The sequence below is a fragment of the Roseibium sp. SCP14 genome, from assembly GCF_040329475.1.
Taxonomy (GTDB): domain Bacteria; phylum Pseudomonadota; class Alphaproteobacteria; order Rhizobiales; family Stappiaceae; genus Roseibium.
Genome location: NZ_JBDZYH010000003.1, coordinates 21,149 through 48,077, shown reverse-complemented (window position 1 = coordinate 48,077; position 26,929 = coordinate 21,149). Strand labels below are relative to the sequence as shown.

The 26,929-nt window shown below is 55.6% G+C and carries 32 protein-coding genes; 17 read left to right on the top strand and 15 right to left on the bottom strand.

Annotated features, from left to right (window positions below):
- Nucleotides 1–119: 119 nt before the first annotated feature.
- Both ABLQ08_RS12885 and ABLQ08_RS12880 read right to left on the bottom strand, forming a co-directional pair.
- A complete protein-coding gene (locus ABLQ08_RS12885; protein ID WP_352942744.1) occupies nucleotides 120–722 on the bottom strand; it encodes a flavin reductase family protein in 603 nt (200 codons plus the stop codon).
- Nucleotides 723–725: 3 nt separating this feature from the next.
- Nucleotides 726–1,322, bottom strand: coding sequence for a nitroreductase family protein (locus ABLQ08_RS12880; RefSeq protein ID WP_352942741.1), 597 nt, complete (start codon nucleotides 1,320–1,322; stop codon nucleotides 726–728).
- Nucleotides 1,323–1,532: 210 nt separating this feature from the next.
- Here ABLQ08_RS12880 and ABLQ08_RS12875 point away from each other — a divergent pair, with 210 nt between their 5' ends.
- Nucleotides 1,533–2,600, top strand: a complete 1,068-nt coding sequence (locus tag ABLQ08_RS12875) for a hypothetical protein (RefSeq protein WP_352942738.1) — start codon at nucleotides 1,533–1,535, stop codon at nucleotides 2,598–2,600.
- Nucleotides 2,601–2,672: 72 nt separating this feature from the next.
- Here the strand turns inward: ABLQ08_RS12875 and ABLQ08_RS12870 are convergent, their stop codons facing one another.
- From ABLQ08_RS12870 to ABLQ08_RS12860, 3 genes are all read right to left on the bottom strand, one after another.
- Nucleotides 2,673–3,521: a lysophospholipid acyltransferase family protein gene (locus tag ABLQ08_RS12870; protein ID WP_352942735.1), complete on the bottom strand. Its 849-nt coding sequence runs from the start codon at nucleotides 3,519–3,521 to the stop codon at nucleotides 2,673–2,675.
- Between the two features lie 136 nt (nucleotides 3,522–3,657).
- Nucleotides 3,658–5,628 carry a threonine--tRNA ligase gene (gene thrS / locus ABLQ08_RS12865; protein WP_352942732.1) on the bottom strand — a complete coding sequence of 657 codons (1,971 nt, stop codon included), beginning with the start codon at nucleotides 5,626–5,628 and terminating at the stop codon, nucleotides 3,658–3,660.
- Nucleotides 5,629–5,817: 189 nt separating this feature from the next.
- A complete protein-coding gene (locus tag ABLQ08_RS12860; RefSeq protein ID WP_352942730.1) occupies nucleotides 5,818–6,270 on the bottom strand; it encodes an Lrp/AsnC family transcriptional regulator in 453 nt (150 codons plus the stop codon).
- A gap of 135 nt (nucleotides 6,271–6,405) precedes the next feature.
- Here ABLQ08_RS12860 and ABLQ08_RS12855 point away from each other — a divergent pair, with 135 nt between their 5' ends.
- Nucleotides 6,406–7,305, top strand: coding sequence for a DMT family transporter (locus ABLQ08_RS12855; protein ID WP_352942727.1), 900 nt, complete (start codon nucleotides 6,406–6,408; stop codon nucleotides 7,303–7,305).
- Between the two features lie 65 nt (nucleotides 7,306–7,370).
- On the opposite strand, the gene yidD is transcribed toward ABLQ08_RS12855, so the two are convergent.
- Both yidD and ABLQ08_RS12845 read right to left on the bottom strand, forming a co-directional pair.
- Complete coding sequence (yidD, locus tag ABLQ08_RS12850; RefSeq protein WP_352942724.1) at nucleotides 7,371–7,721, bottom strand: membrane protein insertion efficiency factor YidD; 351 nt, start codon at nucleotides 7,719–7,721, stop codon at nucleotides 7,371–7,373.
- Nucleotides 7,722–7,751: 30 nt separating this feature from the next.
- A complete protein-coding gene (locus tag ABLQ08_RS12845) occupies nucleotides 7,752–8,204 on the bottom strand; it encodes an iron-sulfur cluster assembly scaffold protein (protein WP_352942721.1) in 453 nt (150 codons plus the stop codon).
- A 288-nt stretch (nucleotides 8,205–8,492) separates the two neighbouring features.
- On the opposite strand from ABLQ08_RS12845, the gene folE reads away from it, so the two are divergent.
- The 8 genes from folE (at nucleotide 8,493) to ABLQ08_RS12805 (ending at nucleotide 14,420) form a co-directional block, all read left to right on the top strand.
- Nucleotides 8,493–9,128 (top strand): GTP cyclohydrolase I FolE, encoded by a 636-nt coding sequence (gene folE / locus ABLQ08_RS12840; protein ID WP_352944383.1) that lies wholly within the window; start codon nucleotides 8,493–8,495, stop codon nucleotides 9,126–9,128.
- A gap of 43 nt (nucleotides 9,129–9,171) precedes the next feature.
- Nucleotides 9,172–9,627, top strand: coding sequence for a phosphoribosyl-AMP cyclohydrolase (hisI, locus tag ABLQ08_RS12835; protein WP_352942719.1), 456 nt, complete (start codon nucleotides 9,172–9,174; stop codon nucleotides 9,625–9,627).
- Nucleotides 9,628–9,836: 209 nt separating this feature from the next.
- Complete coding sequence (gene napE / locus ABLQ08_RS12830; RefSeq protein ID WP_352942716.1) at nucleotides 9,837–9,992, top strand: periplasmic nitrate reductase, NapE protein; 156 nt, start codon at nucleotides 9,837–9,839, stop codon at nucleotides 9,990–9,992.
- Between the two features lie 4 nt (nucleotides 9,993–9,996).
- The gene (napF, locus tag ABLQ08_RS12825; protein ID WP_352942714.1) at nucleotides 9,997–10,512 is read left to right on the top strand and encodes a ferredoxin-type protein NapF; all 516 of its coding nucleotides are present in this window, start codon (nucleotides 9,997–9,999) and stop codon (nucleotides 10,510–10,512) included.
- Complete coding sequence (locus ABLQ08_RS12820; RefSeq protein WP_352942712.1) at nucleotides 10,509–10,778, top strand: chaperone NapD; 270 nt, start codon at nucleotides 10,509–10,511, stop codon at nucleotides 10,776–10,778. The genes napF and ABLQ08_RS12820 overlap by 4 nt, the downstream gene beginning before the upstream one ends.
- An 11-nt stretch (nucleotides 10,779–10,789) precedes the next feature.
- Nucleotides 10,790–13,285: a nitrate reductase catalytic subunit NapA gene (gene napA, locus ABLQ08_RS12815; protein WP_352942710.1), complete on the top strand. Its 2,496-nt coding sequence runs from the start codon at nucleotides 10,790–10,792 to the stop codon at nucleotides 13,283–13,285.
- Between the two features lie 8 nt (nucleotides 13,286–13,293).
- Nucleotides 13,294–13,761: a nitrate reductase cytochrome c-type subunit gene (locus tag ABLQ08_RS12810; protein WP_352942707.1), complete on the top strand. Its 468-nt coding sequence runs from the start codon at nucleotides 13,294–13,296 to the stop codon at nucleotides 13,759–13,761.
- Nucleotides 13,761–14,420: a NapC/NirT family cytochrome c gene (locus ABLQ08_RS12805; RefSeq protein WP_352942705.1), complete on the top strand. Its 660-nt coding sequence runs from the start codon at nucleotides 13,761–13,763 to the stop codon at nucleotides 14,418–14,420. Before ABLQ08_RS12810 ends, ABLQ08_RS12805 begins: the two co-directional genes overlap by 1 nt.
- A 159-nt stretch (nucleotides 14,421–14,579) precedes the next feature.
- Here ABLQ08_RS12805 and ABLQ08_RS12800 read toward each other — a convergent pair whose 3' ends face one another.
- The gene (locus ABLQ08_RS12800) at nucleotides 14,580–15,011 is read right to left on the bottom strand and encodes a CBS domain-containing protein (RefSeq protein WP_352942702.1); all 432 of its coding nucleotides are present in this window, start codon (nucleotides 15,009–15,011) and stop codon (nucleotides 14,580–14,582) included.
- A 111-nt stretch (nucleotides 15,012–15,122) separates the two neighbouring features.
- Complete coding sequence (locus ABLQ08_RS12795; protein ID WP_352942700.1) at nucleotides 15,123–15,908, bottom strand: rhomboid family intramembrane serine protease; 786 nt, start codon at nucleotides 15,906–15,908, stop codon at nucleotides 15,123–15,125.
- Between the two features lie 562 nt (nucleotides 15,909–16,470).
- Between ABLQ08_RS12795 and ABLQ08_RS12790 the strand changes: the two genes are divergently transcribed.
- The 3 genes from ABLQ08_RS12790 to ABLQ08_RS12780 all read left to right on the top strand — a co-directional run bounded on the left by ABLQ08_RS12790 (nucleotide 16,471) and on the right by ABLQ08_RS12780 (nucleotide 19,094).
- Nucleotides 16,471–17,118, top strand: a complete 648-nt coding sequence (locus tag ABLQ08_RS12790) for a PAS domain-containing protein (RefSeq protein ID WP_352942697.1) — start codon at nucleotides 16,471–16,473, stop codon at nucleotides 17,116–17,118.
- 293 nt (nucleotides 17,119–17,411) lie between these two features.
- Complete coding sequence (locus ABLQ08_RS12785) at nucleotides 17,412–18,047, top strand: PilZ domain-containing protein (RefSeq protein WP_352942694.1); 636 nt, start codon at nucleotides 17,412–17,414, stop codon at nucleotides 18,045–18,047.
- A gap of 432 nt (nucleotides 18,048–18,479) precedes the next feature.
- Nucleotides 18,480–19,094: a transglutaminase-like cysteine peptidase gene (locus ABLQ08_RS12780; RefSeq protein WP_352942692.1), complete on the top strand. Its 615-nt coding sequence runs from the start codon at nucleotides 18,480–18,482 to the stop codon at nucleotides 19,092–19,094.
- A 157-nt stretch (nucleotides 19,095–19,251) separates the two neighbouring features.
- On the opposite strand, the gene ABLQ08_RS12775 is transcribed toward ABLQ08_RS12780, so the two are convergent.
- Both ABLQ08_RS12775 and ABLQ08_RS12770 read right to left on the bottom strand, forming a co-directional pair.
- Nucleotides 19,252–19,779 carry a gamma carbonic anhydrase family protein gene (locus ABLQ08_RS12775; protein WP_352942690.1) on the bottom strand — a complete coding sequence of 176 codons (528 nt, stop codon included), beginning with the start codon at nucleotides 19,777–19,779 and terminating at the stop codon, nucleotides 19,252–19,254.
- Between the two features lie 6 nt (nucleotides 19,780–19,785).
- Nucleotides 19,786–20,112: a DUF6949 family protein gene (locus tag ABLQ08_RS12770; RefSeq protein ID WP_352942688.1), complete on the bottom strand. Its 327-nt coding sequence runs from the start codon at nucleotides 20,110–20,112 to the stop codon at nucleotides 19,786–19,788.
- Between the two features lie 189 nt (nucleotides 20,113–20,301).
- Here ABLQ08_RS12770 and ABLQ08_RS12765 point away from each other — a divergent pair, with 189 nt between their 5' ends.
- Nucleotides 20,302–21,042: a hypothetical protein gene (locus ABLQ08_RS12765; RefSeq protein ID WP_352942685.1), complete on the top strand. Its 741-nt coding sequence runs from the start codon at nucleotides 20,302–20,304 to the stop codon at nucleotides 21,040–21,042.
- A 170-nt stretch (nucleotides 21,043–21,212) separates the two neighbouring features.
- Here the strand turns inward: ABLQ08_RS12765 and ABLQ08_RS12760 are convergent, their stop codons facing one another.
- Complete coding sequence (locus tag ABLQ08_RS12760) at nucleotides 21,213–21,428, bottom strand: DUF3126 family protein (protein WP_352942682.1); 216 nt, start codon at nucleotides 21,426–21,428, stop codon at nucleotides 21,213–21,215.
- A 105-nt stretch (nucleotides 21,429–21,533) separates the two neighbouring features.
- The gene (gene cysE / locus ABLQ08_RS12755; protein ID WP_352942679.1) at nucleotides 21,534–22,370 is read right to left on the bottom strand and encodes a serine O-acetyltransferase; all 837 of its coding nucleotides are present in this window, start codon (nucleotides 22,368–22,370) and stop codon (nucleotides 21,534–21,536) included.
- A gap of 182 nt (nucleotides 22,371–22,552) precedes the next feature.
- Here cysE and ABLQ08_RS12750 point away from each other — a divergent pair, with 182 nt between their 5' ends.
- Nucleotides 22,553–23,362 carry an enoyl-CoA hydratase-related protein gene (locus tag ABLQ08_RS12750; RefSeq protein WP_352942677.1) on the top strand — a complete coding sequence of 270 codons (810 nt, stop codon included), beginning with the start codon at nucleotides 22,553–22,555 and terminating at the stop codon, nucleotides 23,360–23,362.
- A gap of 101 nt (nucleotides 23,363–23,463) precedes the next feature.
- Here ABLQ08_RS12750 and ABLQ08_RS12745 read toward each other — a convergent pair whose 3' ends face one another.
- Complete coding sequence (locus tag ABLQ08_RS12745) at nucleotides 23,464–24,348, bottom strand: alpha/beta fold hydrolase (protein WP_352942674.1); 885 nt, start codon at nucleotides 24,346–24,348, stop codon at nucleotides 23,464–23,466.
- Between the two features lie 71 nt (nucleotides 24,349–24,419).
- The gene (locus ABLQ08_RS12740) at nucleotides 24,420–25,175 is read right to left on the bottom strand and encodes an alpha/beta fold hydrolase (RefSeq protein WP_352942670.1); all 756 of its coding nucleotides are present in this window, start codon (nucleotides 25,173–25,175) and stop codon (nucleotides 24,420–24,422) included.
- A gap of 264 nt (nucleotides 25,176–25,439) precedes the next feature.
- On the opposite strand from ABLQ08_RS12740, the gene ABLQ08_RS12735 reads away from it, so the two are divergent.
- Both ABLQ08_RS12735 and ABLQ08_RS12730 read left to right on the top strand, forming a co-directional pair.
- Nucleotides 25,440–25,685 carry a zinc-finger domain-containing protein gene (locus tag ABLQ08_RS12735; RefSeq protein WP_352942667.1) on the top strand — a complete coding sequence of 82 codons (246 nt, stop codon included), beginning with the start codon at nucleotides 25,440–25,442 and terminating at the stop codon, nucleotides 25,683–25,685.
- Between the two features lie 14 nt (nucleotides 25,686–25,699).
- Nucleotides 25,700–26,902, top strand: a complete 1,203-nt coding sequence (locus tag ABLQ08_RS12730; protein ID WP_352942664.1) for an FAD-dependent monooxygenase — start codon at nucleotides 25,700–25,702, stop codon at nucleotides 26,900–26,902.
- Nucleotides 26,903–26,929 lie beyond the last annotated feature (27 nt).

The following is a 26,929-nucleotide window of genomic DNA, read 5'->3' as shown; positions in this document are numbered from 1 at the left end:
CTTCAGACCGGCCCAAATGAAGGTCACTGACTATCGCCTGCAATGAGTCGACAGTTGCAAATTGCAAAAAAGCGCCGGATTGACCGACGCTTGGTCAAGTGTTGTTTCCTACCGGAAACTCAGACTTTGGGCCGCGTCATTTCAAAAACTTCGGTAACTGCAGCATATTCCATGTAACCGAGCCTGGAGAGCGGTTTGTATCGGGTCACGTCGACCTTTCCGTCCACGATAATGCTGTCGTCGATGTGAATTCCGACAACCTGCCCGAACACGACAAAACTGTCCGTTTCCATGCCGTTGAGGTCCTTCAGGCGCAGTGTTTGCAGGTACTTGCATTCAAGCGCGGTCACGGCCTTGGCAACTCTGGGCGCCTTGACCAGCCGCGAAGGTGCCATGTCGAGGCCGGATAACTCGAACTCACACACCTCGCTGTGAACAGCTGCAGACGAAACATTCATTTCGTGCCTGAGATCCCAGCTGGCCATGTTGCACACGAATTCTCCGGTCTTTTCGACATTGGCCGCGCTGTCCTTGAACCCGGAAGAAGAGAACATGACGATCGGCGGATTGTCGCTCACGCTGTTGAAGAAACTGTAGGGAGCCAGATTTGTGCCGCCATTTTCATCAAGCGAGGAGATCCAGCCGATTGGACGGGGAGAAACGATGGCCTTGAAAGGGTTGTGCGGCAGGCCATGGTCGTTTTTCTCGGTTTCGTAGAACATCTGTTACTCTGTTTCTGTCCAATTGGAGATCAGTTCGGAAAGGTTCGGGCGAGGACGTTCGACCGGTGGTTGGCTGGCCGTACCGATATGCACAAAGCCGGCAAATTGCTCACCGTCTTTCGCACCAAGATACCTGGCGGCATCATTATCGAAACTATACCATTCCGTCAGCCATTGAGAGACGAAACCGGAAGCGGCGGCTGCCGTCACAAGGTTCATGCAAACAGCACCAGCAGAAAGTTGCTGTTCCCACACTGGAATTTTCGAATGCGCTCCGGCCTTGCTGACAACACCGATAACCAGCGGAGCTCTGGTGAATCGGGTCAGCTCTTTTTGCCTCTGGTCGTCATCCAGCGGTCCGGCTTTTTGCTCATAGCGCTCTGCGAGCCACGCACCGATCCTTTTGCCCTGTTCGGCGCGATACAGAAGAAAACGCCATGGTGCCAGCTTTCCGTGATCGGGCACGCGCGCTGCAATCGTCAGAATATCCTCAATCTGTGCCGGATCGGGTCCCGGCTCAGACATGGTAACGGAAGGATGTGAGCGGCGTTTCCGGAGAAATTCCAGAGTTTCCGGGGATCCGGAAGTAAAACTCGGCATGGCGCTGTCCTGCATCGGTGGTCGCAATTGCAACGATCCACGTAATTGATTGATCGCATTTGTCAACTTGTACCGGTGCGGTCTTGAATTCGCCTGATTTTCAGGTCCTTTAGGGGAAAATCAGGATTGGGACTCAAAAGACTGGTAAACTTTCCGAGTCAAGATGATATTACAGTGGGCATGGTGAACTTTGGAATTGTCTCGGGCGGTATGACTTTCACTCGTTTCCTCAAGGGTGCGGCACTCGCCATCATGATTGGTGTGTCGTCAGTAGCTATGGTCGCTTCTGCAGGTTTTGCGCAAACTGTAGATGCGCCGATGCCGCCTGCTGCCAAACCGGATCCGAATGCTCCGGTAGCGGAACCGGAAGAAGAAATCATCAACCTTCTTGACCGCGAACCGGAACCCCTGTTTTCCGACATTCTGGCCCCTTACGCGCCAGCCACCGCGGCAACGCACGGTGTCTCAAACGGCCTCCGTCAAGGGGCCTTGTACCTGATGGCGAAGCTGACCCAGGACAGCACTCCGCTGGACGACGGTCTCATCTGGCGTATTTACTCCGAAACGACAAACTCGGATGGGCGCCTTGAACTTGTCGCGACCTCCGAAGGCGGCGACGCTGAGTTTCGTCTCGATCCGGGCACCTACCTGATCCATACCGCGTATGGCTTCGCGCAGGCGACGAACCGCATCGTGATCGGCAAGGAGGTCCTCTCGAAGATGGTGACCCTGAACGCCGGTGGTATCAAGTTCAACGCATCGCTCAAGGACGGCGACAACATCAACCACGAGCCGATCTCGTTCGACGTGTACGGCATGACCTTCGATGCGCGCGGCGAGCGAGACAAAATCGCATCCAACGTCAAGCCGGGCTCGATCATCCGCCTGAGCGCCAACACCTATCACGTGGTCAGCCGATACGGCGATGTGAATGCCGTTGTCCGGGCCGACATTCAGGTTCTACCCGGCAAGCTGACCGAGGCGACCGTGCTGCACAAGGCTGCCGATATAACGTTGAAACTGGTCAATGAACGTGGTGGCGAAGCCATCGCCAACACCACATGGTCCGTCCTCAGCCCCGGCGGTGACATTGTTGTGGAAGCAACCGGTGCGTTTCCGGATTTCGTTCTTGCCGCCGGTGAGTATGAGGCCATCGCCAGAAACAATGGCCGGACCTACCTGCAAAAGTTCGAGGTTTCTTCGGGAGACGACAATGAAGTGGAAGTCGTCACCACAACGAGCGAACTTGCAAGCCAGCAAGGCACGTCGAGCAACTAAAGAAAACGCGATCGTTTCAGGTCGCGTGTCTCTAGAACCACTTCAGACAATTCTTCGGTGTTGACGGAACGCCTAAATGTTCCTGCCGAGCAGTCGCCGGGCCCGTTTCACCGGAGCCATTTCCATGACCTTCGTCTGCAGGAAATCCATGACTTCCTTCTGATCGCCAAAGCCCGACAAAGTCTCAAAGGGGATTGGCTGTCCGGCGCGCGCGGTGATGACCGAGCCTAGAATCCGGCGGAACTCGCGCACGAGAAGCGACAGGCGCAAGGTCAAGGAATACTTGCTGACCAGATGAAACAGCCAGGAATTCTGTCCGTCGAAATAAAGCGGCAGGACCGTCGCTCTGGAGGAACGGATCATCTTGGCAGTGAAGGTTTTCCAGGGCAATTCTTCAGCGCGGCCAAAGGGTTTGGTGGCAGTGGCCACTCCTCCCCCCGGAAACACGATAATCGTTGTGCCTTCATCAAGCAGCCGCAGGGCTTCCTTGCGGGTCTGCATGTTGGTCTTGAGGGCTTCCCTGGTTTCCTCAAAATCCACCGGCAGCGAAAACGGCCGAACTTCCGGGACCTTGAGAAGTTCGTTGTTGATCAGGATCTTGAACGGTTTGCCGAGCTGTTCGGCCAGCGCCAGGATCGCAAGACCATCTCCGATCCCGTAAGGGTGGTTCGCGATTAGCACCAGCGGTCCCTCGGGCAGATCCTTCGGTGGCCACTCACCATCCGCCACGGAGACATCCAGGTTGATCAACCCCAGAAGGTCGTTCCAGATATTGTCTGACGTGCCGACCATCGAGTGTTTCCACACGTCATACAGGTCGACAAGCTTGCGGCGCCCGGAGATGCCCTCGATCACCCGGATCGTCCAGCGTTTCAGCGCTGGATGCTCGGGATTGGCGTAACTGAATTCTGCGTAGTCCACGGCGGCTGCTTCACACCTTGTTTCACTCTGGCAAATTCAGAACCGAATAACAGTCGTTCTGTTTCACCAGTGTGACAGCACACTGCGTTGAACAGTGTGCCGTCGATCACTTTTCCGTAGATCGTGGCAAATGGACTTATTTCAAGTCCGGCGGCGTCGCTTCTTCAACGAATGCCGCGATCGCCTCTTCCAGCCCCATGGGCCTCTGGTCCTTGGAACCCAGACGGCGAATGTTCACGGTCCGCTCTTCGGCTTCCCGCATGCCGCAAACGATGATCACGGGCACCTTGGCAAGCGAGTGCTCACGAACCTTGTAGTTGATCTTCTCGTTGCGGAAGTCGGTTTCCACCTTCAGGCCCTTGGCCTTCAGCATGTCCGCCACTTCCTGACCGTATGCATCGGCTTCGGAAGTGATCGTGGCGACCACGATCTGCAAAGGCGCAAACCACAGCGGGAAATGCCCGGCATAGTTCTCGATCAGAATGCCGAGGAACCGTTCCATGGAGCCGCAGATCGCCCTGTGGACCATGACAGGCGTTTTCTTCTCGCCGTTGTTGTCGACGTAGAATGCACCGAACCGTTCCGGCAGAGCAAAGTCGACCTGGGTCGTGCCGCACTGCCACTCGCGGCCAATGGCATCGCGCAGGGTGTATTCGAACTTCGGACCGTAAAAGGCGCCCTCGCCCGGCAGGATATCGGTCTTCACGCGGCCCTCTGACTGAGCCTCGATCTGCTTAAGCACCTTGGACATCACCTCTTCGGCGTGATCCCACATCTCATCGCTGCCTACCCGCTTTTCCGGCCGGGTGGAAAGCTTGACCACGATTTCATCAAAGCCGAAGTCCTTATAGACCGACAGGATCAGATCGTTGATCTTGAGGCATTCGTCAGCCAGCTGTTCTTCGGTACAGAAGACGTGGGCATCGTCCTGGGTGAAGCCGCGCACACGCATCAGCCCGTGCAAGGCACCGGATGGTTCATAGCGGTGAACCACTCCGAATTCCGCAAGGCGCAGCGGCAGGTCGCGATAGCTCTTCAATCCGTGCTTGAAGATCTGCACGTGCCCCGGGCAGTTCATCGGCTTCAGCGCAAAGACACGATCATCTTCGGCTTCCGTATCGGCACACTGAACGGAGAACATGTTCTCCTTGTACCAGGTCCAGTGACCCGAAGTTTCCCAGAGCGACGTATGCAGCACCTGCGGTGCGTTCACTTCCTTGTAGGTGTCCTTCAGAACCCGGCGCTTGTAGGCGATCAGGTTCTGGAACATATCCCAACCCTTGGGGTGCCAGAATACGACCCCCGGTCCTTCTTCCTGGAAGTGGAACAGGTCCATTTCCCGTCCGAGCTTGCGGTGGTCGCGCTTTTCGGCCTCTTCAAGCATGTGAAGGTAGCCTTTCAGCTCCTTCTCGTTATGCCAGGCAGTCGCATAGATGCGGGTCAGCATCTCGTTGTTCGAGTCACCGCGCCAGTAGGCACCAGCCACCTTCATCAGCTTGAAGGCATCGCCGATCTGCCTGGTGGAGACCATGTGCGGACCACGGCAAAGATCGAGCCACTGGCCCTGCTTGTAGATCTTGAGTTCCTGATCTTCCGGAATGGCATCGACAAGCTCGACCTTATAGTGCTCGCCCTTGGCGGCAAAATAGGTCTTGGCTTCTTCGCGGGTCCAGATTTCCTTGGTGAACTGCGCACCGCGCGCGATGATCTCGCGCATCTTCTTTTCGATGACCGGCAGCTCTTCCGGCGTAAACGGCCAGTCTTCGTTGGTGTCGGGATGGACGCGCTTGAAGTCGTAATAGAAACCGTTCTCGATGACCGGACCGATCGTGACCTGGGTGCCGGGCCACAGTTCCTGCACAGCTTCCGCCATCACGTGTGCAGCATCATGTCGGATCAGTTCCAGCGCACGCGGGTCATCGCGGGTGACGATCTCAATCTGATGGTTTTCATTGATCGGGTCGGTAAGATCTTTGAGCTCCCCATCCAGCGTCATCGCTACAGCCTTCTTGGCGAGCGACTTGGAAATTCCGCTGGCAACATCCAGTCCGGTGGTGCCGGCATCATATTCGCGCACGGAATTGTCGGGGAAAGTCAGTTGGATCATCATTTTTCTCCTGCTCACTCCTGCAGACAAGGCAGGTAAGCGTTTCAAAGGGATTCGAACCGCCCGCTGATAGGGGATTCAACGTCAAACAGCAACCCTATCCGACGGAAAGCTGGCATGATCAAGACGCAGGACAGGGTTTCTGTCTCGACGAGGCACCTTTCCTGTCCGCTGACCGGCACGCCTTGGTCACCCTTCGTCCTCTCTCACGACCAGCGGCGGCGGCCGCCGGTGGATCGGTTGGGACTTTACAATGGAGGTGCTTGTCTCAGCCTTGTCCGAGATCTTGTCCAGGATCCCGTCAAGTTGTTCGATCGACGGCACCGCCAGCCGCGCAATGAAGCAATCCTCTCCGGTGACCTTGTCGCATTCGCAGAATTCGGGAATTTCCTGGATCAACTGTTGAACAATATGCAACTTGCCCGGCAATGGCCGGATTCGGACAATGGCCTGCAGGCTGTATCCCAGAACCTTAGGGTCGATATCCACCGTAAAACCACGAATGATGCCCCGCTCCAGAAGTCTGCGGACCCTTTCAGAGACACCGGGGGACGACAATCCCGCGTGCTTGGCAAGGTCCTTTAACGATACCCGGGCATCAACGATCAAGGCTTCAATAATTTTCCTATCCGCGTCATCCATCTTAATTTTCCCAAACACAACAAACAAGAAACCTAATTATATAATCAATTAAATGAAAAACACCTAATTAATCGAATAGAACGAACCAGCCTGCTTTGCCAATCTTGAGACAATTCAAACCTCATGGAGGCAAACATGGACAAGACCCTGCGGGGCGCGGCGGAAATGAGCGCCGCAATGACTATTCTCGGCACCATCGGCCTGTTTGTAATTCTGTCCGGTCAGGGCGCGATCGACGTTGTCTTTTGGCGTTGTGCATTCGGGGCTCTGGCGCTGCTCGTTATCTGTGCATCGCAAGGACTTCTGCGGCGGCAACTCACCTTGAAAAAGCTCGGCCTTGCAGTCCTTGGAGGTATTGCGATCGTTGTGAACTGGGCAATGCTCTTCAGCGCTTACTCGGAAGCGTCGATCGGTGTCGCGACCGCCGTCTACAACACACAGCCATTCATTCTGGTCGGGTTTGGCGTGCTTTTCCTGGGTGAACGGGTCACCATGGGAAAACTGAGCTGGCTCGGAGTTGCCTTTGTCGGGGTCCTGCTGATCATTCAGGCGAAACCCGAAAGCGCCGACTATGCGAACGCGAACTATGCCGTAGGCATTGGTCTTGCTCTGGCTGCGGCGTTCTTCTGGGCGGTTGCCGCACTGCTGACCAAGAAGTTGACAGGCACGCCTCCCCAGCTCATTGCCCTCATTCAGGTCTGCGTCGGCATTTTGATGCTAGCCCCGTTTGTCAGCTGGAATGCGTTGCCGTCAGGGTCGACCGCGTGGGGCGCTCTTTTCACCCTGGGCGTCGTGCATACCGGGATCATGTACATTCTGATGTATGGCGCCGTTCAGAAACTGCCGACATACCTGCAAGGCGCCTTCTCGTTTATCTACCCGGTCGTTGCCATCTTCGTGGATTATGCCGCCTTCGGTCATCAATTGCAGCCTCTCCAACTCCTTGGCGCAGGCGCAATCATTCTTGCCGCGATGGGCATGACCTTCGGCTGGCGACTGGTCGGTGTGAAGGCAACCGCTTCTACGTCGCAGTAAACCGGTGCCGTAACCGTTCTCGCGATCTCTGGCCCGTATCCGGGTCGGAGGTCCGGCTCATTCGTCTAGTCGAGCCGATGTTCCTCGGAAATGTGACGCCCGCTCCAGCGTCCGTAACGCCAGGGAAGATACCATCGCGCGTCTTCGGGAAGACCTTCCGGGACCGGATCGAAACCGGAAGCACCCCACGGGTTGCACCTCAAGATACGCGCCAATCCTATCCAGCCGCCTGCCCAGAACCCGTATTGACGGATCGACTGCTCGGTATAGTCGGAACATGTCGGCGCATAGCGGCATCCCCGCCCCATGATCAGGGACAGGGAATGTCTGTAGATCCAGATGAGACCGATCGCCCCTCGCCCCAAAACCGAAAGGGGTTTGCCGGACGCGATCTCCTGTTTGGGCTTGGAACACATGAATGCGCGGACAAGAAATTACGCTGCGGACTAGGCGGCAGCGCCATCTTCCTTCTGCTTTGCCTCAATCTGGTCGAGCGCATCAACCACAGCGTCAAAGGTCAGCATCGTGGAGGCATGCCGGGCCTTGTATTCGCGCACGGGTTCCAGGAATTTGAGATCCACGAACCTTCCGGTCGGCGGCTGGCCTCCGTCTTTCAGCATGGACCGCATGCTTCTTTGAACGTCGCGAAGCTCGTCGAAACTGGCACCTACCACATTTTGCGCCATGATCGAGGAGGATGCCTGACCAAGCGCGCACGCTTTTACGTCGTGTGCAAAGTCGGTCACCACACCATCCTTCACACAAATGTCAACGAGAACGGTCGAGCCGCAAAGCTTGGAATGCGCCTTTGCCGTTGCGTCAGGTTGCTCAAGACGGCCGATTCGAGGAATGTTTCCTGCGAATTCAAGGATCTTCGCATTGTATATGTCGTCAAGCATTCTCGCCTCTTCGTGAAAGCCAGTGATCGTCCGCCACATTGCTGGCATGGTGCTTTCATATATATAGATCAGTTGCCACGGCAAATTCGCAAGGGGCAGAGTGGTCGCAGTTGGTAATCTTGAGTGCCGCATGTGCGCTTGAAGCCGGCTCAACCCTCTCAGAAACTGTGCGTTCGCTTTTTGTGTGGAGTATGATAAAGGTCCCCGGTCTTGGAGCCTGGACTTCATGATCTGTGCACAAACGAGCGCCGTATGACGAGTGACAAGGGTAAATTTGCGAGGATCCCGATGGACGCTGTCCTCAAGCCGGTCGAAAAAAGATTCGAAAGAAAGACGCCGGACCAATTGCATCGGCCAAGCCGCGAAGAAGTGGAAGCTGCCGTACGCACCATTCTCGCCTGGACCGGCGACGACCCGGACCGCGAAGGTCTGGTAGAAACACCCAAGCGCGTCGTGAAAGCGCTGAGCCAGCTCTATAGCGGCTATTATGAAGATCCGGCGGAACATCTGGAACGGATGTTCGAAGACGTTGGCGGCTATCAGGACATCGTTCTGGTCACCGGAATCCCGTTCCATTCCCATTGTGAACACCATATGCTTCCGTTCATTGGCGAAGCCCATATCGCCTATTATCCGGCAGAAGGTGTCGTGGGACTTTCAAAGCTTGCAAGGGTGGTCGACATCTATGCCAAGCGCTTGCAGACACAGGAAAACTTGACGGCTCAGATCGCTTCCGTCATTGACGACAGTCTCGCACCGCGTGGTCTGGCGGTGATGCTGGAAGCCGAACATCAGTGCATGACCATGCGTGGTGTTCAAAAACCGGGCGTCGCCACGATCACCACACAATTCACCGGCGTATTCCAGGACGACCCGGCCGAACAGGCCAAGTTCATGTCACTGGTGCGCGGCAAGGGTCGCTGATTAAGGGCCCTTGCGACCGAAATTCTGAAGCAAGGGCTTTTTCATGTGCAGTTCCGAAATTTCCGGCCGTGGCGACAAGAACACGGTCGAAAATGGCGACCTTCTGATGCCGAAATACGATCAGGATGGACTGATCGTGGCCGTAGTGACCGAAGTGACTTCCGGTGACGTCCTTATGGTCGGCTATATGAATGAAGAAGCCCTCGGACGGACGATTGACACTGGTGAGGCCTGGTACTGGAGCCGCTCGCGGCAGAGCTACTGGAAAAAGGGTGAGACTTCTGGGCAGGTTCAGACCGTCCATGAGATCCTGACCGATTGCGATCAGGACGCCCTCGTCCTCAAGGTGTCGGTTGCCGGTAATGGCGCCACATGTCACGTCGGTTACCGGTCCTGTTTTTACAGAAAAGTGGTTAAACCGGAGACCGGTGCAGTTCGCCTGGCACGCGTTGAAGCTGACAAAGTCTACGACCCTGCGGATGTTTACGGGAAAAAATGAAGCGAATTTTTCGCTTCGAGGAAATTCAACAGCAAATTCTTTTGCAAACCCTTGGCACTAATCAAGGGTTTCAAGGAATCCTTTGCCAGCCTTACGTGTTTATACCTATTTTAGTCCCGTCTCCGTTTCGCCTAAAGTCTAAATAGGCGCAATGAAATATAACATTTCTCAGCGCCTCAAATATCCGTCCGCATGCTGAGGGAGAGTTCATGGCGGAAAACGGTGCACAAACCAAGCGGGACGAACGTATTGCGTTTATCCTGCTGGCAGTTTTTTTGGCCCCAGCTTTATCAGTCGCAATCGTCGGTGGATACGGGTTCATCGTCTGGATGTCCCAGATAGTGCTTGGGCCGCCTGCTGGCTGAATTCATGTCTGCAGATCCAAAATTCTCGGCGAGTCGCAGGTCGTTTCTGAGACTGCGCAGTCAGCCCAAAGTCGACGTTATCAGACCTCCCTGGTCTGACGAAACTTCGGTAAGAGCCGAATGCACCAGTTGCAACGCCTGCATCGAAGCCTGTCCGGAATCAATCCTTCAAGCTGATGCCGATGGTCGGCCGATGGTGGTGTTCGACGGCGGTGAATGCACGTTCTGTCAGAAGTGCGTCATCTCGTGTGAAGCTCAGGTGTTCGATCTCACACGTGAACAACCGTGGTCCTTAAAGGCCGAGATCCAGCAGGGCTGCCTGCAGGATCAGGGCATCAGTTGCCAGCTTTGCCGCGACAGCTGCCCGCAATCCGCTATTCGTGTTGACCTTACAAAGCGTCCCTTTGGCCGTTTGAAGATTGATACCGATCTGTGCAACGGCTGCGGCGCTTGCCTGAGTACCTGCCCGCAAAATGTGCTTGCGCTGAAAGATGCCAGGCTCGAACCGGAGGCAGCATGAGCGAGACCGTCCATATTGCGAGCCTGCTGGTTCAAGCGTTACCCGACCAACAGGGTACGATCGAAGCTGGAATTCAGGAACTGGAAGGGGCGGAAGTTGCCCATGGCGATGGTCAGGGCCGCCTGATCGTAACCGTGGAGACCTCGAGCGAAGCCAACATCGTTCAAACCCTGACCGACATCCAATTACTCCCGGGCGTAGTGAGCGCCTCTCTTGTCTATCACCAGACAGACAGCGGACATGAATCAGCAGAGGCTGACATCTAAGGAGACCCCTTATGAGTGGAATTAACAGACGTGATGTCATCAAGGCACAGGCTGTCGCTGCGGCCGCTGCTGCGGCAGGCATGTCGGTTCCTGCCCAGGCACAAAATCTCATCACCGAAGCGGACCTGACAGACCTGAAATGGTCCAAGGCGCCGTGCCGCTTCTGTGGCACAGGTTGCTCGATCATGGTCGCGACCAAAGCCGGTCGTGTCGTCGCAACCCACGGTGACGCCGAGGCGGAAGTCAACCGCGGCCTGAACTGCGTCAAAGGCTACTTCCTGTCCAAGATCATGTACGGCCAGGATCGCTTGACAACCCCATTGCTGCGCAAGACCGACGGCAAGTACGACAAGAACGGCGAGTTCACACCGGTCAGCTGGGACGAAGCTTTCGACATCATGGCCGAAAAATGGAAGGCCACCCTGAAGGAAAAAGGCCCGAAAGCCATCGGAATGTTCGGCTCCGGCCAGTGGACCGTTTGGGAAGGTTATGCCGCGTCCAAACTGATGAAAGCCGGATTCAGGTCCAACAATATCGATCCGAATGCCCGTCACTGCATGGCCTCGGCCGTGGTTGGTTTCATCCGCGCTTTCGGCATCGATGAGCCCATGGGCTGCTACGACGATTTCGAAAACGCGGATGCCTTTGTGCTCTGGGGCTCGAACATGTCGGAGATGCATCCGATCTTGTGGACCCGTGTCACCGATCGCCGGCTCAGCCATCCTCATGTGAAGGTGGCCGTGCTTTCAACGTTCGAACACCGCAGCTTTGATCTGGCGGATATTCCGGCGGTCTTCACTCCGCAATCCGACCTCATCATTGCCAACTACATCGCCAATCACATCATCCAATCGGGTGCGGTGAACGAAGAGTTCGTGAAAAAACACGTCAATCTTCGCAAGGGCGTGCAGGATATCGGCTACGGCCTGCGTCCGGATCATCCGCTCGAAGAATCAGCTGCCAATCCTGGCGATGGCGGCTCGGAACCGATGACGCTTGAAGAATTTGCCGAGTTTGTAAAACCATACACTCTTGAGTTCGCGTCTGTGGAATCCGGCGTTCCTGCCGAACAGCTTGAGAAGATCGCGCAGCTTTACGCAGACCCCGATACCAAGGTGATGACACTCTGGACGATGGGTGTGAACCAGCACACGCGCGGTGTGTGGATGAACAATCTCATCTATAACCTCCATCTGCTGACCGGAAAGATCGCGCAGCCGGGTAACTCCCCCTTCTCGCTCACCGGACAACCCTCTGCCTGCGGCACTGCCCGCGAAGTGGGCACATTCGCTCACCGCCTGCCGGCAGACATGCTGGTCGCCAAGCCGGAACATCGCGCAATAGCCGAAAAGATCTGGAAACTGCCGGAAGGCACTGTCCCGGACTGGATCGGGGCCCATGCCGTCCTGCAGAACCGCATGCTCAAGGACGGTGAAATCAACTGCTACTGGGTGCAGGTCAACAACAACATGCAGGCCGCGCCCAATATGATGGAAGAAGGCCTGCCGGGATACCGCAATCCGGAGAACTTCATCGTAGTCTCCGATGCATATCCGACCGTGACCGCCGAAGCCGCCGACCTGATCCTGCCGACAGCCATGTGGGTGGAAAAGGAAGGCGCCTACGGCAACGCGGAGCGCCGGACCCAGTTCTGGCATCAGCTGGTCGACGCACCTGAGGGTGCCAAGTCCGACCTGTGGCAGCTTGTCGAATTCTCCAAGAGATTCACGACGGACGAAGCCTGGCCGGCAGAAATCCTGGATACAAATCCCGATTACAAGGGCAAGACGCTTTACGAGGTCCTCTTTGCCAATGGCCAGGTAGACGCATTCCCCAACAGCGAACTCGATGAGGCCTATGCCAACGACGAGGCAGAAGACTTCGGCTTCTATATCCAGAAGGGTTTGTTCGAGGAATATGCAGCATTTGGCCGCGGCAAGGCACATGATCTGGCCGACTTCGACACCTATCACAAGGTCCGCGGACTGCGCTGGCCGGTTGTCGACGGGATCGAGACCCGCTGGCGTTACAACGGCGAATATGACCCGTACGTAACCGACGGAGCCGAATTCGAGTTCTACGGCAAGCCCGACGGCAAAGCCATCGCCTTTGCCCTTCCCTACGAACCGCCGGCGGAAAGCCCGGACGGTGAATATCCGTTCTGGCTGACGACTGGTCGCGTCCTGGAGCATTGGCACTCCGGGTCCATGACACAGCGCGTGCCGGAACTCTACAGGGCCGTGCCTGACGCCCTTTGCTACATCCACCCGGACGATGCAGAGGCGCTTGGAGTACGTCGTGGTTCAGAGGTCAAAGTGATATCGCGCCGTGGCGAAATCATCACCCGCGTGGAGACCAGAGGGCGGAACAAACCGCCGAGAGGTCTGATTTTCGTGCCGTGGTTCGATGCCCGTCAGCTGATCAACAAGGTGACGCTCGATGCGACCGATCCGCTTTCGAAGCAGACCGACTTCAAGAAATGCGCCGTGCGCATCGAAGCTGTGTGAGGTGAACAATGAAACGCATTGCAATGAGCCTGTTTGCCGTCGCCAGCTTGTTGGCCGCCGCAGCATTCGCGCAGGAGAATGTCTCAACTCTGAGACCAACCACACCACTGGCCGAGAATGGACCGGCAGCGCCAATGCCGAAGGTCGTGAACACGGACATTCGGCAGGTCCGGAACTATCCTGAGCAACCGCCGCTGATCCCGCACAAGATCGACAATTACCAGGTAGACAAGAACTCCAACAAATGCCTGACCTGTCATTCGCGTGCGGCCATCGGCGAAAGTCAGGCACCCATGGTGTCCATCACCCACTTCATGAACCGGGACAATCAGTTCCTGGCCTCGGTTACCCCGCGCAGGTACTTCTGCAACCAGTGTCACGTGGTCCAGACAGACGCCAAGCCATTGGTGGAAAATGATTTTGTCGATGTCGATACGGTGCTTGAATTTGTGAAGTCGAAAGAGGAGGCCAACTGATGTGGGCCTTCGTCAAGCGGCTGTGGAGCACGATCCGCAGGCCGAGCGTTCACTACAGCCTGGGGGCTCTGACGATCGGCGGCTTCATCATGGGCGTCCTGTTCTGGGGTGCGTTCAACACGGCGATGGAACTGACGAATACAGAAACCTTCTGCACCGGTTGTCATGAAATGCGGGACAACGTGTTCGCGGAACTGAAGACCACGATCCACTACACCAATCGCTCTGGTGTGCGGGCGATCTGTTCCGACTGCCATGTTCCTCATGACTGGACGGACAAGATCGCTCGAAAAATGCAGGCATCCAAGGAAGTCTGGGGCAAGATCTTCGGCACCATCAGCACACGGGAGAAGTTTCTGGAAAAGCGGCTTGAACTGGCACAGCACGAATGGGCACGGCTGAAAGCCAACAACTCCCTGGAGTGCCGCAACTGCCATTCTTCAGACTCAATGGACATCACCCGTCAAAGTGCGCGTGCCGCGGAAGCGCATGAACGCTTCCTCTTTACCGGTGAAAAAACCTGCATTGATTGCCACAAGGGCATTGCACACCAGTTGCCCGACATGTCGCAACAGTCTGCCTGGACCGGTCACGGCAGCGCAAGTAGTCTGGAAAAGGCCACGGCTTACCTGGAGCAACAGCAAAGCGGGAAGAACTAAGAGCTTCTGAAAAATTTGCGAAAACAAAAAAAGCTGGCGTTCTGCCAGCTTTTTTTAATGTCAAACGGATGAAGCGGCCCGGCGAGCATTGCTTCGAATACCAAACCTGGCAGGCCGACGTTCCAAGTGAACTGGCTGGCCTGATGGCCAGCCAAGTTTTCAGGTCATCGAGATATAGCTGCGCATCTGCTCGGCTTCGAGCTCAACCTGCGCGATCTTGAATTTCACCACATCGCCAATCGAAATCACACCAGTCAGCTTGCCATCCTTGACAACAGGCATGTGACGGAATCGACCCTGGGTCATTCGAGCCATAACTTCATTGACGCTGTTTTCTTCTGCGCAGGTCACAACATCCTTGGTCATGACGCTCGACACAGGCAGCGAAAGTGCGGACGCGCCCTGTGTTCCAACAACACGGACGATATCACGCTCGGAAACAATTCCCTGGATGGAATTGTCACCTGCGCACACAACCACCGCACCTATCTTGTTTTTCGCCAGAGTTTCAGCGATCTCGCTAAGCAGCGCATCGCTCTTGGCTGTAATCGTCTCGTGGCCTTTCCCACTCAAGATTGCGGCAACGGTCATCTAGGAGCACCTCCATGGCATCAATCAGCCCGTCCTTCACGGGATAATGGCATCATGGCAAAAAAATCAGTGCAGGCAAACCTTTGACACATACCCTCAGAGGGGTATCGACTAAAGTCGACGCCGAGGCACCGGGTCGAAAATCGGGAACAGCGCGAGACCGGCGATGAAGCCGCCTATATGTGCCTGCCACGCGACGCTGGCCGGTTGCCCCGCGACCGGACCGCTCATCAGACCGAAAAACAGATTGAGACCGAACCACACGGCAACGAACACCAGAACCTGCTGGTTGCGGAAGCACTCGGACAGCGGCTGCGCCGGCACGAAATAGGCTCCGCGATCTGTACGCCGTATCGCCCCGAGAGGGCCGCCCAGTTCAAAAATGAATCGGATTGCGCCCGCCATCTGCCCCGAGACGGCTGCTGAAGCGCCAATCATCGGAACGGCCTCGCCCCAATGTGTCGCCAGATGCGCGAACGCGCCGCCAACGGAACACAGTGCGGAAAAAACAAGAAACCGCCCCGCCCCGTACCTACGCGCCAGTGCACTGCCGAAAATGGCCATCCAGAGGAGGTTGAAAATGATGTGCATGGCACCGCCATGCAAAAGGCTGTAGGAAACGAACCCCCAAAGGCTGGACGCCAGATCAATCGCGTTGAGGCTGGCAAAGGCTGCATATTTTGCAGGCCAGAACGCAAACAGGAAGATGATCAGATTGTCCCAGCCGACCGGCAAAACGAATGCGCGAAGCAGGTGGATGACGATCATCGCGCCGCTCAGCCAGACAATCACGTTCGGAAGATTGAAGACCGGAGGCTGAGAAGGACGCCTTGGTTCCTGGCGTTTTCTCGCTTCTTCGCGCCGGGCGCGTTCGTCGTCAAATTGATAAACGTTCATGGAACATCAGCCTTTCAGCTACTCTTCTAAGCAAGATCTGGGACAAAACAAGGGCTGGCGCGCATCGCCATGTCACTTGATGTCTATATGGTGACCCAGCAATTACCGCGTAACGGAAAGCAGCAGGTTAAAAAACACAAAGCGCCAGTCATCTTTTTCGATGACCAGCGCCTTGCGGTGCCCCCCTTTGTCTCGGCCGCGTCCCCACACGCCCGGAAAAGGACAATTGCTCACAACAGGCCGGCGCTTGTTATCCTGACCGGAACAGCTCTTCGAGGCTGTTCTGACCGGTCCGCAGCCTGGCCTGAACAACGGGTCCTCCCACCCGCTATAATCGTGAACAGAAATTAAAGGTGCCAGCACCCGAGCCCTTAAACAAGCGCAATACAAAATTAACCTTAATTACCTGACACAGAAAAAAAGCACCCCGATCCAACGACTTGGCACGCCTTCTGCTTTGTTCATTGCAAACGAACACAGGAAGGAACCCGCGTCCCGTTTTGAAACAAAAGCTGTCTTGAGACGAAACAACGGACGTGAAGTGGCTAAGAGGCAAGTTCAGATGAAACACGGCGTAACGCAAACTCTGTATTCTTATTGGGACAACCTGCGCGGCGCCCGCCCTGCTCCAAACCGGAGCGAGGTCGACCCAAGCGAAATCCGCGGGCTTCTTGGAGACACGTTCATTCTCGAGACAAATGGCCCACAGGACGTTCGCTACCGCTTGGCAGGAACGCGCCTTTGCTCCGCACACTGCCGCGAACTGAAAGGGCGGAAGTTCCTTCGCGGCTGGAACACCAAGGACAGGGAAGCCCTGGAAAGTCTCATCGCGGCGATCACCGAAGATGCAGCGGCCGCAGTCATTGGAGTTAACGGACACACAGAACGCGGTCAGATTTTACAAATGGAAATGTTGCTGGTGCCATTGAACGTCCCGGGGGAAGGCAGAATTCGCATCCTCGGCAGCTGCACACCAATGGAAAAACCCTACTGGATCGGCCTGCATCCCATTTTGAACCAGTCAATCAGCAGCTTGAGACTGGTTTGGCCTGATGAACGTCCGTTCTTCATGGACGACAACGCATCGACCATAAATCCGGTCCTGCCGCGCTTTACGGCTGAAGGAATGGTCATGCCGACACCTCCCCTGCCCCAAGGCGCGGAAAGGAAGGTCGGACATCTTACGGTTTACTCCGGCGGGAAATCCTGAACCTTTCGGCAATCCGGGACCTTTCTGAAACGCTTACTGCACCTTCAAGAACAGTTCTGACCGGGCCGGACAGGCCCGGTCCTTTCACATTTTTTGATCAGGAACGCTGTACATTTGGCGTTTCGAAGCGTTTCGCACGAATTTTATGCGTGCAATGCCTAGACCTGAACCTTCTGTTCGGTACATTCTTACACATCGTTAACCCCAGCTGCCTAAAGTGGTGGAAAGACGTCTAGAGATTCGCTTCTCGGCCAGGGGATAGTGTGAATCCACACGGTTTGGATAGAGCAGGCATGAGCGCCGGATTGGCAACAGCACCAGAGGGAAGCAAATCGCTTCAAGTCACTGATCGCCGTCGGCATCAACGGGTTCAGGTCAATATTCTGGGCCGATTCATGCTTGAAGACCGGCAGGAATATCCGTGCCAGGTCATCGACATGTCACCCGGTGGTATGGCCATGATCACGCCGGTTTCCGGGCGTGTTGGAGAACGAGTAGTCGCCTATCTCGATCATCTGAGCCGTGTTGAAGGCCGGATCTCTCGCCTGATTGACGGCGGTTTTGCCGTTGAGCTGCGTAACACCGCACGCAAGCGCGACAAGATTGCAAACGTCCTGACGTGGCTCGCCAACCGTGATGAGTTGAACCTTCCCGAAGACCGCAGACACGACCGTTTCGTGCCAAAGAACCCGATGACCAAGGTTGTCTTGCCGGACGGTTCGGAGCACGTTTGCCGGATCATAGATGTCTCACTTTCCGGCGCGGCTATTGCAACAGACATTCAGCCGGAAATGGGTGACAGGATTACCTTGGGCAAGATGGTGGCTCGCGTTGTGCGTCGGATCGAAGGCGGTATTGCTGTAGAATTTGCTGCTGTCCAAAGCCGCGAATTGCTAGAACACCATATTTCAACATCAGACACGGCCTGATCGCCGTCCCTAAAGACCTCCCATAACAGCAAATAGCCAGATGCAAGACTTTTCCGTCCTGCATCAATCGCAGCTTTGCCGGAATTCCGTCGCGATTGTCGCTCGCCTTTTTTTCACGAAAAAGACGTTTTTTTTTCGAGCTCCAATCACCTGGAACAGCTCAGAGAATTCCTGCCGCTGGCGACGTTCCGACGATACAGACTTTCAACACACATCAAAGAACCCCTGAAATCGTCTTGCTTTATCAGACAGTTAGTCGAATTTCGTCAAATTTTACGAAAATTCCAACTCAACTTTATTCAAATAAATCTCAAACAACAATCTAATTGAAATTGCATTTTACTTAAGTATTATTATAGTTCTACAACCGAGATTTTCTTGAAGTAAAAAGCATTAGGTCATCGTTGCGTCAGCCTTGGGGAGGGCGTTACGATGAATTTACTTAAGTCAACTCTACTTGCTTCTACATTTGCACTAAGCGCTATTGCCGGCGCTGTCACGGCACAGGCTGAGCCTGGCCGTTTCATGGACATGAAAACGGTGGTCAAACCGCCAATCGGTTATCAACAGTTCTGCAAAGACAATGCCGGCGCCTGCCCGCAATCAAGTTACGACCCTGTCGTCGTGCGTCTGGATGAAACGCTCTGGCAACAACTCATTGCAATCAATCAGGAAGTCAACAGCAGGGTTCGGCCAATGACCGACGAGGATTTGTTCGGCAAGGTTGAGCACTGGTCCTATCCGGTCAACGGATATGGCGACTGTGAAGAATACGTTCTTGAGAAGCAACGCATTCTGCTGAAGGCCGGATGGCCTCAAAGCGCCCTGCTGATCACCGTGGCAAAAGACGTCCAGAATTCCGGACATGCAGTGCTGACCGTGCGCACAGACCATGGCGACATGATCCTCGACAATCAAATCGAGGCGGTACTGCCCTGGTACTCCACGCCTTATCGGTACATCAAACGTCAATCGGCGCGCTCGCCGGCAAAGTGGACGGGCATTTCCGACACGCGTGTGACAACAGTGAGTAGCGTTTCAAGATAAGGCTCAATGAGCGTTCACAAGATTGGGATAGCCCTGAAAAGGGCAACAGGACGATCCGGTCGCGTCCCCACCCTCCCCATCCCTACCACGACCGGATCCAAGGAACCGGCTGCGCCCCCGCAAGCCGGTTCCTGTCTGTTCAGTCGTGGAGATAAGGTCAGGTCTCGCGCAAACCGGATTTGAAGCGCTGCCAGTTGCGAACATAACCTGCGGCAGATTTGCGAATGTCCTCGGCTGCCTGTTCGTGGAGAGTGCGTACCACCTTGCCGGGAACACCGACGACAAGGGAATTGTCCGGAATTTCCTTGCCCTCGGCAATCAGCGCATTTGCACCGATGATGCAGTTGGACCCGATCACCGCACCATTCAAGATCGTTGCACCCATGCCAACGAGAGTATTGTCCTTGATGGTACAGCCGTGAAGGATCGCATTGTGCCCAACGGTACAATCAGTACCGATCGTCAGCGGATATCCCATGTCGGTATGGAAAACGCAGCCGTCCTGAACGTTTGAGCGTGCACCAACGACTATCGGTTCATTGTCGCCGCGCAGCGTCGCGCCGAACCAAACACTGGCGTCTTCACTCAAATGAATGTCACCGATCAGCACTGCCGTCGGGGCCACCCAATAGTTGCCATTGTCCGGAAAGACCGGCACGCGTTCATCAAGACTGTAGATAGGCATGTTACCTCAGTGAAATCCGGCGACAACCAACGCAACATTCATGACCAGCAGACCGGAACACATGCTCCACATCCCGGCAATCGTGGAGGAAGCAACCAGCCAGCCGAGCGGTCTGTTTTCAATTCGGCGACCACGGATCGCGTTTCTCATGATGATGAACGGCCCCGCGAACAGGCACATGAAAACACCGGTAAGAAACGCCAGGATACTTTCGCCTGCAAAATTGAAACGTGGAGGCTCTTTGGTGATGAGCTGATAAAGGCTCCCCAGCACTCCCGCAGCGACAAAGCCGGCGCACGCTATATATCCAACGAGAAGAAGATCAAACAGCACGCCCATTAACCCCTTGTTAACCTTTCAACACGGAAAGTGATTAAGAATTAGTAAAGGGTCAAGTGCAAAGACTGTGCCGGAAAGGCAAATGGGCAGAAACCCTCAAATATGGTTTACACTGTGGGGCTTTGACACAGGTCTGAATGGAGCGTTTGTTCCGTTTCAGCACAAAGTGTCTCAGATCAGTGCATGTCCTTCTTTGGAGGACGTGTCGTGACGCCGCTTTCGTTACCGGATCCCATCGGGACCAAGCCACGCCATTTCACCTGTTTGGCGCTGGCAATGTGCGTTCTTGCGACTGCCTTCATAGCCGAGCGCGTCAACTTTTGGTCCCGTTACTGGATGTCCGGCCCGGATGTTGAATTCGGCAAGAGGCAAGTAACGGTGAATGTCGGCAGGACCCGATTGCACCTCCCTCTTGAACTGATCGCGACCCCTCGCCAACGGCACAGGTCGCTTTCCTCTGAAACCGTGTTCAGGACCCTGCGCCTGTCAATGGCCTGGCCTGCTCTAACGGCTTCGCAGGGGTTCTACGGCGGCTTCGGAGACAATCTGGGTTCCGGACGAACAATTCTGGTCGAACTGGAGAGCAATCAGGGCCGTGAAAGCTTACGGGCCCGACTTGATCCGTTTTATCGCCGCCTCGCGCGAGGAGGCGAAATTCGTGGGCCTGGCGGGCTGAAAATTCTGACGCTGTCCGCAAGGGGTTCAGCTGCGAGCGACCTGATTGTCTACGACCCTTTGGAGCGAAACGGCTTCATTGCCCGCTGCACAAGAAAGTCGGGCAGCAGCAAGGCAATCTGTCATCGTGCCATTGCCTTGGCATCTGGTCTTGAACTGAGATACCGCTTTGATCAAAGCCTCTTGCCGGACTGGCAGGAACTGGACCGCTCCATTGTTCAGAAGATCACCGGTTTCCGGACCGGCTGATCACGGTGGCCCAATCCTTGACACCTCGGTAGCGCCAGCCACGACATGGGCTGCTGACGCCTCCAGGTTCCAACTAATACCCGTCCACTTCGAAACATCAGTCCCTGAAAACAATTCGAGCGGCCCCTTGCGGAACCGCCCGACGCTGAGTTCGACATTTGCCAAATGGCTCAGACTTCATCCAGATCGATTTCGAGAATCGCCATCTGGAAGTTCCAGCTCAGATCTTCGTCTTCGTCATCACGGAATATGACTCCGATGAACTCTTCCCCGATATAGACCTCGGCGGAGTCGTCCTTACGGGGGCGTGCCCGGACCTGAATGCTCGACAGCTCGAATTTCGAGCGCAGGTAGGCTTCAATCTTGCGGATTTCATCGGGGTTCACGGCGCTCTCCTTATCAATTGCCGTCAGCATTTTTCTAGCGCGGAAACTACAAGACCAAAGGCAAATGCCAAAGCCTTTCGACAAGCTTTCCCCGTCTTCCTCTGATCAAATGGACGATCCGGCCTCTTCGCCGAGCAATTGGTTCATGCTGCGTGCAGGTTCGGCGCATCCCGCCTTGCCCACAATCTTGGCCGGCACGCCGGCGACAGTCGTGTTTTCCGGAACGTCCGCAAGAACGACCGATCCCGCGGCAATCCGCGAGCAATGGCCGATCTCCAGGTTTCCGAGAATCTTGGCACCCGCCCCAACCAGAACACCATGCCTGATCTTCGGGTGACGATCGCCACCTTCTTTGCCTGTCCCGCCGAGCGTGACGCCCTGCAGGATCGAGACATCGTCCTCGATAACGGCCGTGCCGCCGACAACGATACCTGTTCCGTGGTCGATAAAGATGCCCCGGCCAACCGGAACTGCTGGATGGATGTCGATCTGGAAGACTTCCGACGCCCTGCTTTGAAGATAAAGGGCAAAGTCTCTGCGTCCCTTGCGCCACAGCCAATTGGCCAGGCGATGGGTTTGCAGACCATGGAAACCTTTGAAATAGAGAACCGGTTCAAGGTAGCGGAAACATGCAGGGTCGCGGTCGAAAACGGCAACGATATCAACGCGAAATATCTTGGCGAGTTCCGGCTCGTCAGTCAGTGCCTCCAGATAGGTCTGGCGGATCAGCGAGGCGGATACGACGTCTCGACCCAAACGGTCGCCTAGCCGGTGCAGCACGGCTTCCTCAAGGCTGTCGTGATTCAGGACCGTTTCATAGACAAAGGAGGACAATGCCGGCTCGGCGTCTACCATCGCCTGCGCCTCTTCCCTCAATTGCTGCCAGACCGGATCATGGGTCGGAACTTGTTTTAAGCCGGACTTTGTGATCGGTGCCGACATGGCCTGTCTCCTTTTCAAGCCGTCACGTACGAGCCCTTAAAATAGGACTGTCGTCTGATATTCCAAAATCAAACTTCCTGATATCAGATATGAACCCTCGTTATGAACCACAAAACGAGCGGAACACCTTCTGATAATTCCAGCGGCTTGTTAGTCCAATTAACCAGAGATGTGGAGTGATTATGACGGAAACCGACGCAGATTTTTCAGGCAGTGACAATCCGCAGCTGGTTTTGAAGGGGCAGATCGCAGAACTTTGCCTGAACGCACCGACGCGTAAAAACGCCCTTCCCCTGGCTGCCTGGGAACGCATTCCTGCCTTGGTACGACAAGTCGAATCTCATGCATCCGCGCGCGTTTGTATCGTCAGGGGAGCCGGTGGACAGAATTTCTGCGCAGGTGCCGACATATCCGAGTTCGAAGCCGTTCGCTCCACTCCCGAAGCCGCCAAACGCTATGACGACATCAATGTGGCGGCGTTCAAAGCATTGCGGACGCTGAGTATACCCGTGATAGCGGCCGTACAGGGTCCATGCCTCGGAGGCGGCCTTGGTCTTGCGCTGGCCTGTGATATTCGCCTTGCCACACGCTCTGCATTCTTCGGCATCCCCGCCGCAAAACTTGGACTGGCCTATCCGCCCGAAGCACTCGGAGATCTTCTAGCCGCTGTTCCTCTGGCTGATGCAAAGCAACTCCTCTTCACAGGTGACCGATTTTCTGCCGAACGAGCGCTTCGGATGGGATTGGTCAATGAAATTCTGGACGAGGACGAGTTGGATACCCGCGTAGAAAGCCTGTGCAAATCAATTTGCGCCAATGCACCCTTGTCGCTCAAGGCGGCAAAACACGCCTTGAACCAGATCTCTCATTCACCCGGCGCTGATCTCGGCTCTGCGCTCAGGGATGCCCAGACTTGTATCGACAGCGAAGATTATCGGGAGGGGTACCGGGCTTTCCTTGAAAAACGAAGCCCCGTTTTCAAGGGGCGTTGAGGCCCTGGAAGAAAGCGTCTGAAACAGACTCCCCCTTCACTTTCAGAATCAATTTCTAAAATTCCACCCACAAATCATTGAATGCAGAGAGTTTCTTCCTTTCAAGCAACCTCTGCATTCAGTCTTAGATCGACCAGAAATTCCTCCACCGCCGATGCAAAGACATCATTCTTGTCGCCAGCCACCATGTGACCGGCGTCGCGAATATCCGTAAACTTTGCGTGCGGAACCCTTTGCTGAAACTCTTTCACGTGTTCCATGGAAACAAGCTCGGAGTTCTGCCCGCGGATCAGAAGAACCGGCAAGGACAGGTTTCCTGCAGCAACCAGCATGTTTTCCTGCACCTCCGCTGCCAGCCGGGGATCGTTCTTCTGTTTTGCTTTCAGAAATGCCGGATCCCAGTGCCAGCGGTACCGACCGTCGTCATGCAGGCGGAGGTTCTTGGACAGACCTGACAGGTCCCTCGGCTTGACGCGGTTTGGGAGATATCGGGCAATGGCCTCGGCAGCCTCTTCTACATTCTCAAAGCCGTCTTCGACCCGATCCCCCATGAAACCAAGGATCTTCGCGACACCGTCCATGTCTATCCGCGGAGTGATATCCACCAGCACCAGCGCGGCCAGGCCACCCGGATTTTCCTGTCCCTCCGCCAGCATTCCCGCGAAACCTCCGAGCGAGGCTCCCACGACAACCGGTTTTGCTCTATGAAGGGCATGTACCTGACGCGTAACCGCAACCAGGTCTTTGGCAAAATCAGGAAAGCTGTATTTTCCCGACGCAATCCAACTGCTTTCTCCATGCCCACGCTGATCCATGGAATAGACCGGGTGACCAAGGCCGGCGATACGCTGAGCTGCGGCATCCCAGGAGTGGCGTGTCTGACCACCGCCATGCAGCATGATGACGGGCTGCTCGCCGGCGCCATAGCGATCCGCGATCAGGCTGTTGGCTTCCACTCCCTGAAATTCAACTCGTTTCGGGCCCATAAGTCCTCCCATACCTGCCCTTGTCCGTCTGGGTGCCCTTCCAGGCACCCTTTCCGGACTCTTGTTGAAACCTAGGCCTCAACGTTGTTCAAAAACGCCAGAACACCCTGCTTGTGCACCTTGTCTCCGACGGCCACCATGTGATCGCGGCCAGGAATATCCAGAACATCGGCGTGCGGCATCAGGTCCGCCAGCCTCTTCGGCGATCCGGCAATGTCATCCTTGGTTCCAACAGCAACCAGAACCGGACGCTCAATGCGCGAGACATCCTCTTCGCTGATCTTCTGCCGAGAGGACCGCATGCAAGCAGCCAGAGCACGCCGGTCGGAACCGGTCTGTTCCGCAAACGCTCTGAATGCCCGGCCCGTCCGGTCGGCAACGTCCTGAATGCGATCCGCTTCGAGAGCAGATGCAATCGGCTCAGGGTCACCGACGCCGGCAACCATTCCATAGCCGAGACCGCTGAAAATCGCCCGCTTCACTCGATCCGGGTGATTTAGTGTCAGAAACGCCGAAATCCTCGCCCCCATCGAATATCCCATCACATCGGTGCGCTCGATTTGGAGATGGTCCAGAAGACGTCTCGCATCTTCGGCCATGATCGGCGCGCCATAGGCAGCAGGATCGTAAAACTTCTGGCTCTCACCATGTCCCCGGTTGTCGATTGCGATAACGCGCCGGCCGTCCTCGACCAGAAGCTTTATCCAGCCGGGATATTCCCAATTCACCTGCTTGTTGGATGCAAACCCGTGAATGAGCAGGATCGGATCTCCTTGCCCTTCGTCCAGATAAGCAATCCGAACTCCATCAAACTCAAACTGAGGCATATACCAAACTAACCTTTACGTAAACGGAAAATCACCTTGTGCCCTACAGTAAAATCATTGGCCTGCATTGGCAAAGATGAAATGCTGGGTTTGGGCTGTTTCTTGAAGAAATTGGAGCATGCGGCGGTGGATCGCATCTTAACGCCCCTACCCTTTCTCTTAACAAATGGATATGGTCGCGAAAATTTGCTATCGGGGCCTGACTTGGAAATTACACTTACCGAGAGATCGTAAGGCTCTTTTGAAATTCAGAGGAACGTGACAATGGCGGATCAGGTTGTCCCGCACTTTCAAAACTCAAGTGGACACGATTCCATTGCTATCGGTGCACGCGAATTCATGTGTATCGGTGCCAAACCGCCCTTCGATCACCCCCATATCTTTCTCGACATGGGCAGCGAAAACGAAGTTGTCTGCCCCTACTGCTCGACGCTTTACAAGTACGACACAACGCTGGAAGCGAAAGAGTCGTCCCCGGCGGACTGCAGCTGGACGCCTGCTGCGGCATAGGTCACGATCTGCCGATGAGCGAAAATGGTGAAAGCCCTCACCCGATCGTAATCGCGGGTGCCGGCATAGGCGGCCTCACCGCAGCGCTGGCTCTGCGGAAGCAGGGACATGAAATCGTCCTTATGGACAAGGTCGGCGAACTTTCCGAAGTTGGCGCCGGTCTGCAGCTTTCTCCCAACGCCTGTACCGTTCTCGAAGGCCTCGGCGTGCTCGACGCTCTGGAGCCTTACGCCTACGCCCCTGATAGATTGCGCATCTGGTCAGGCGTTTCCGGCGACCAGATCTCACATGTCTCGCTCGGTTCCTTCATCAAGAAACGCCACGGCAATCCGTTCTGGGTCGTGCACCGCGCGGACCTTCAGCGCGTCCTGCTGGAACAGGTTCAGGCAACGCCTGGAATAACCGTGCGCCTCGGCACGGAAGTGTTGGACCTGGTTTCCACCCCGTATGACAGCCTCGTCTGCAATTTCCGCAACGCGGACGGTGTCGGAAAATTGAACTGCAAGGCGCTTATCGGAGCAGATGGCGTCTGGTCAAAAACCCGTCAGATGATCCCAAGCCACGAAAACGCACAATTCAGTGGCCAGGTCGCCTACCGGGCAACACTTCCCATCGACCAGGTTCCTTCCAGGTGGGCCGGCGATTCCGGCTTGTGGTTGCACCGGAACTCGCACCTTGTTCATTATCCGATCCGCGGAGGCCGGGAGCTCAACATTGTCGCGCTGGTGGAAGAGCCCTGGAGTGACCAGACATGGTCCGCCAAAGCCGATAAGGAAACCGTCCTGCATGTATTCAAGGACTGGCCGGCGGAAATCCGGAACCTGCTTGGCCTGCCGTCCAACTGGCTGAAATGGGCGCTCTGCAGTGTGGACGCCTCTGGTCCCTGGTCGCATGGACACCTTACCCTTCTGGGAGATGCGGCCCATGCCATGCTACCTTACATGGCACAAGGTGCAGCCATGGCGATTGAAGATGCCGCAATCCTGGCAAGGCACCTTCCCTCAGATGTGGACAATATCCCGGCAGCTCTGAGGGCCTTCGAACGGCAACGCAAGCCACGGGCTTCTCAGATACAGGGAATCGCCCGTCGGAATGCTCAGATTTTTCATTTCTCGGGAGCACCGGCGTTTGCCCGCGACACGGTTTTGCGTTTTTCGAAACCGGACAGGCTGGCAGCCCGTTTCGACGACATTTATGGTTGGTCTCCCGAACTGTGACCCGGCTTTCGCTTGAGATCGATAAAA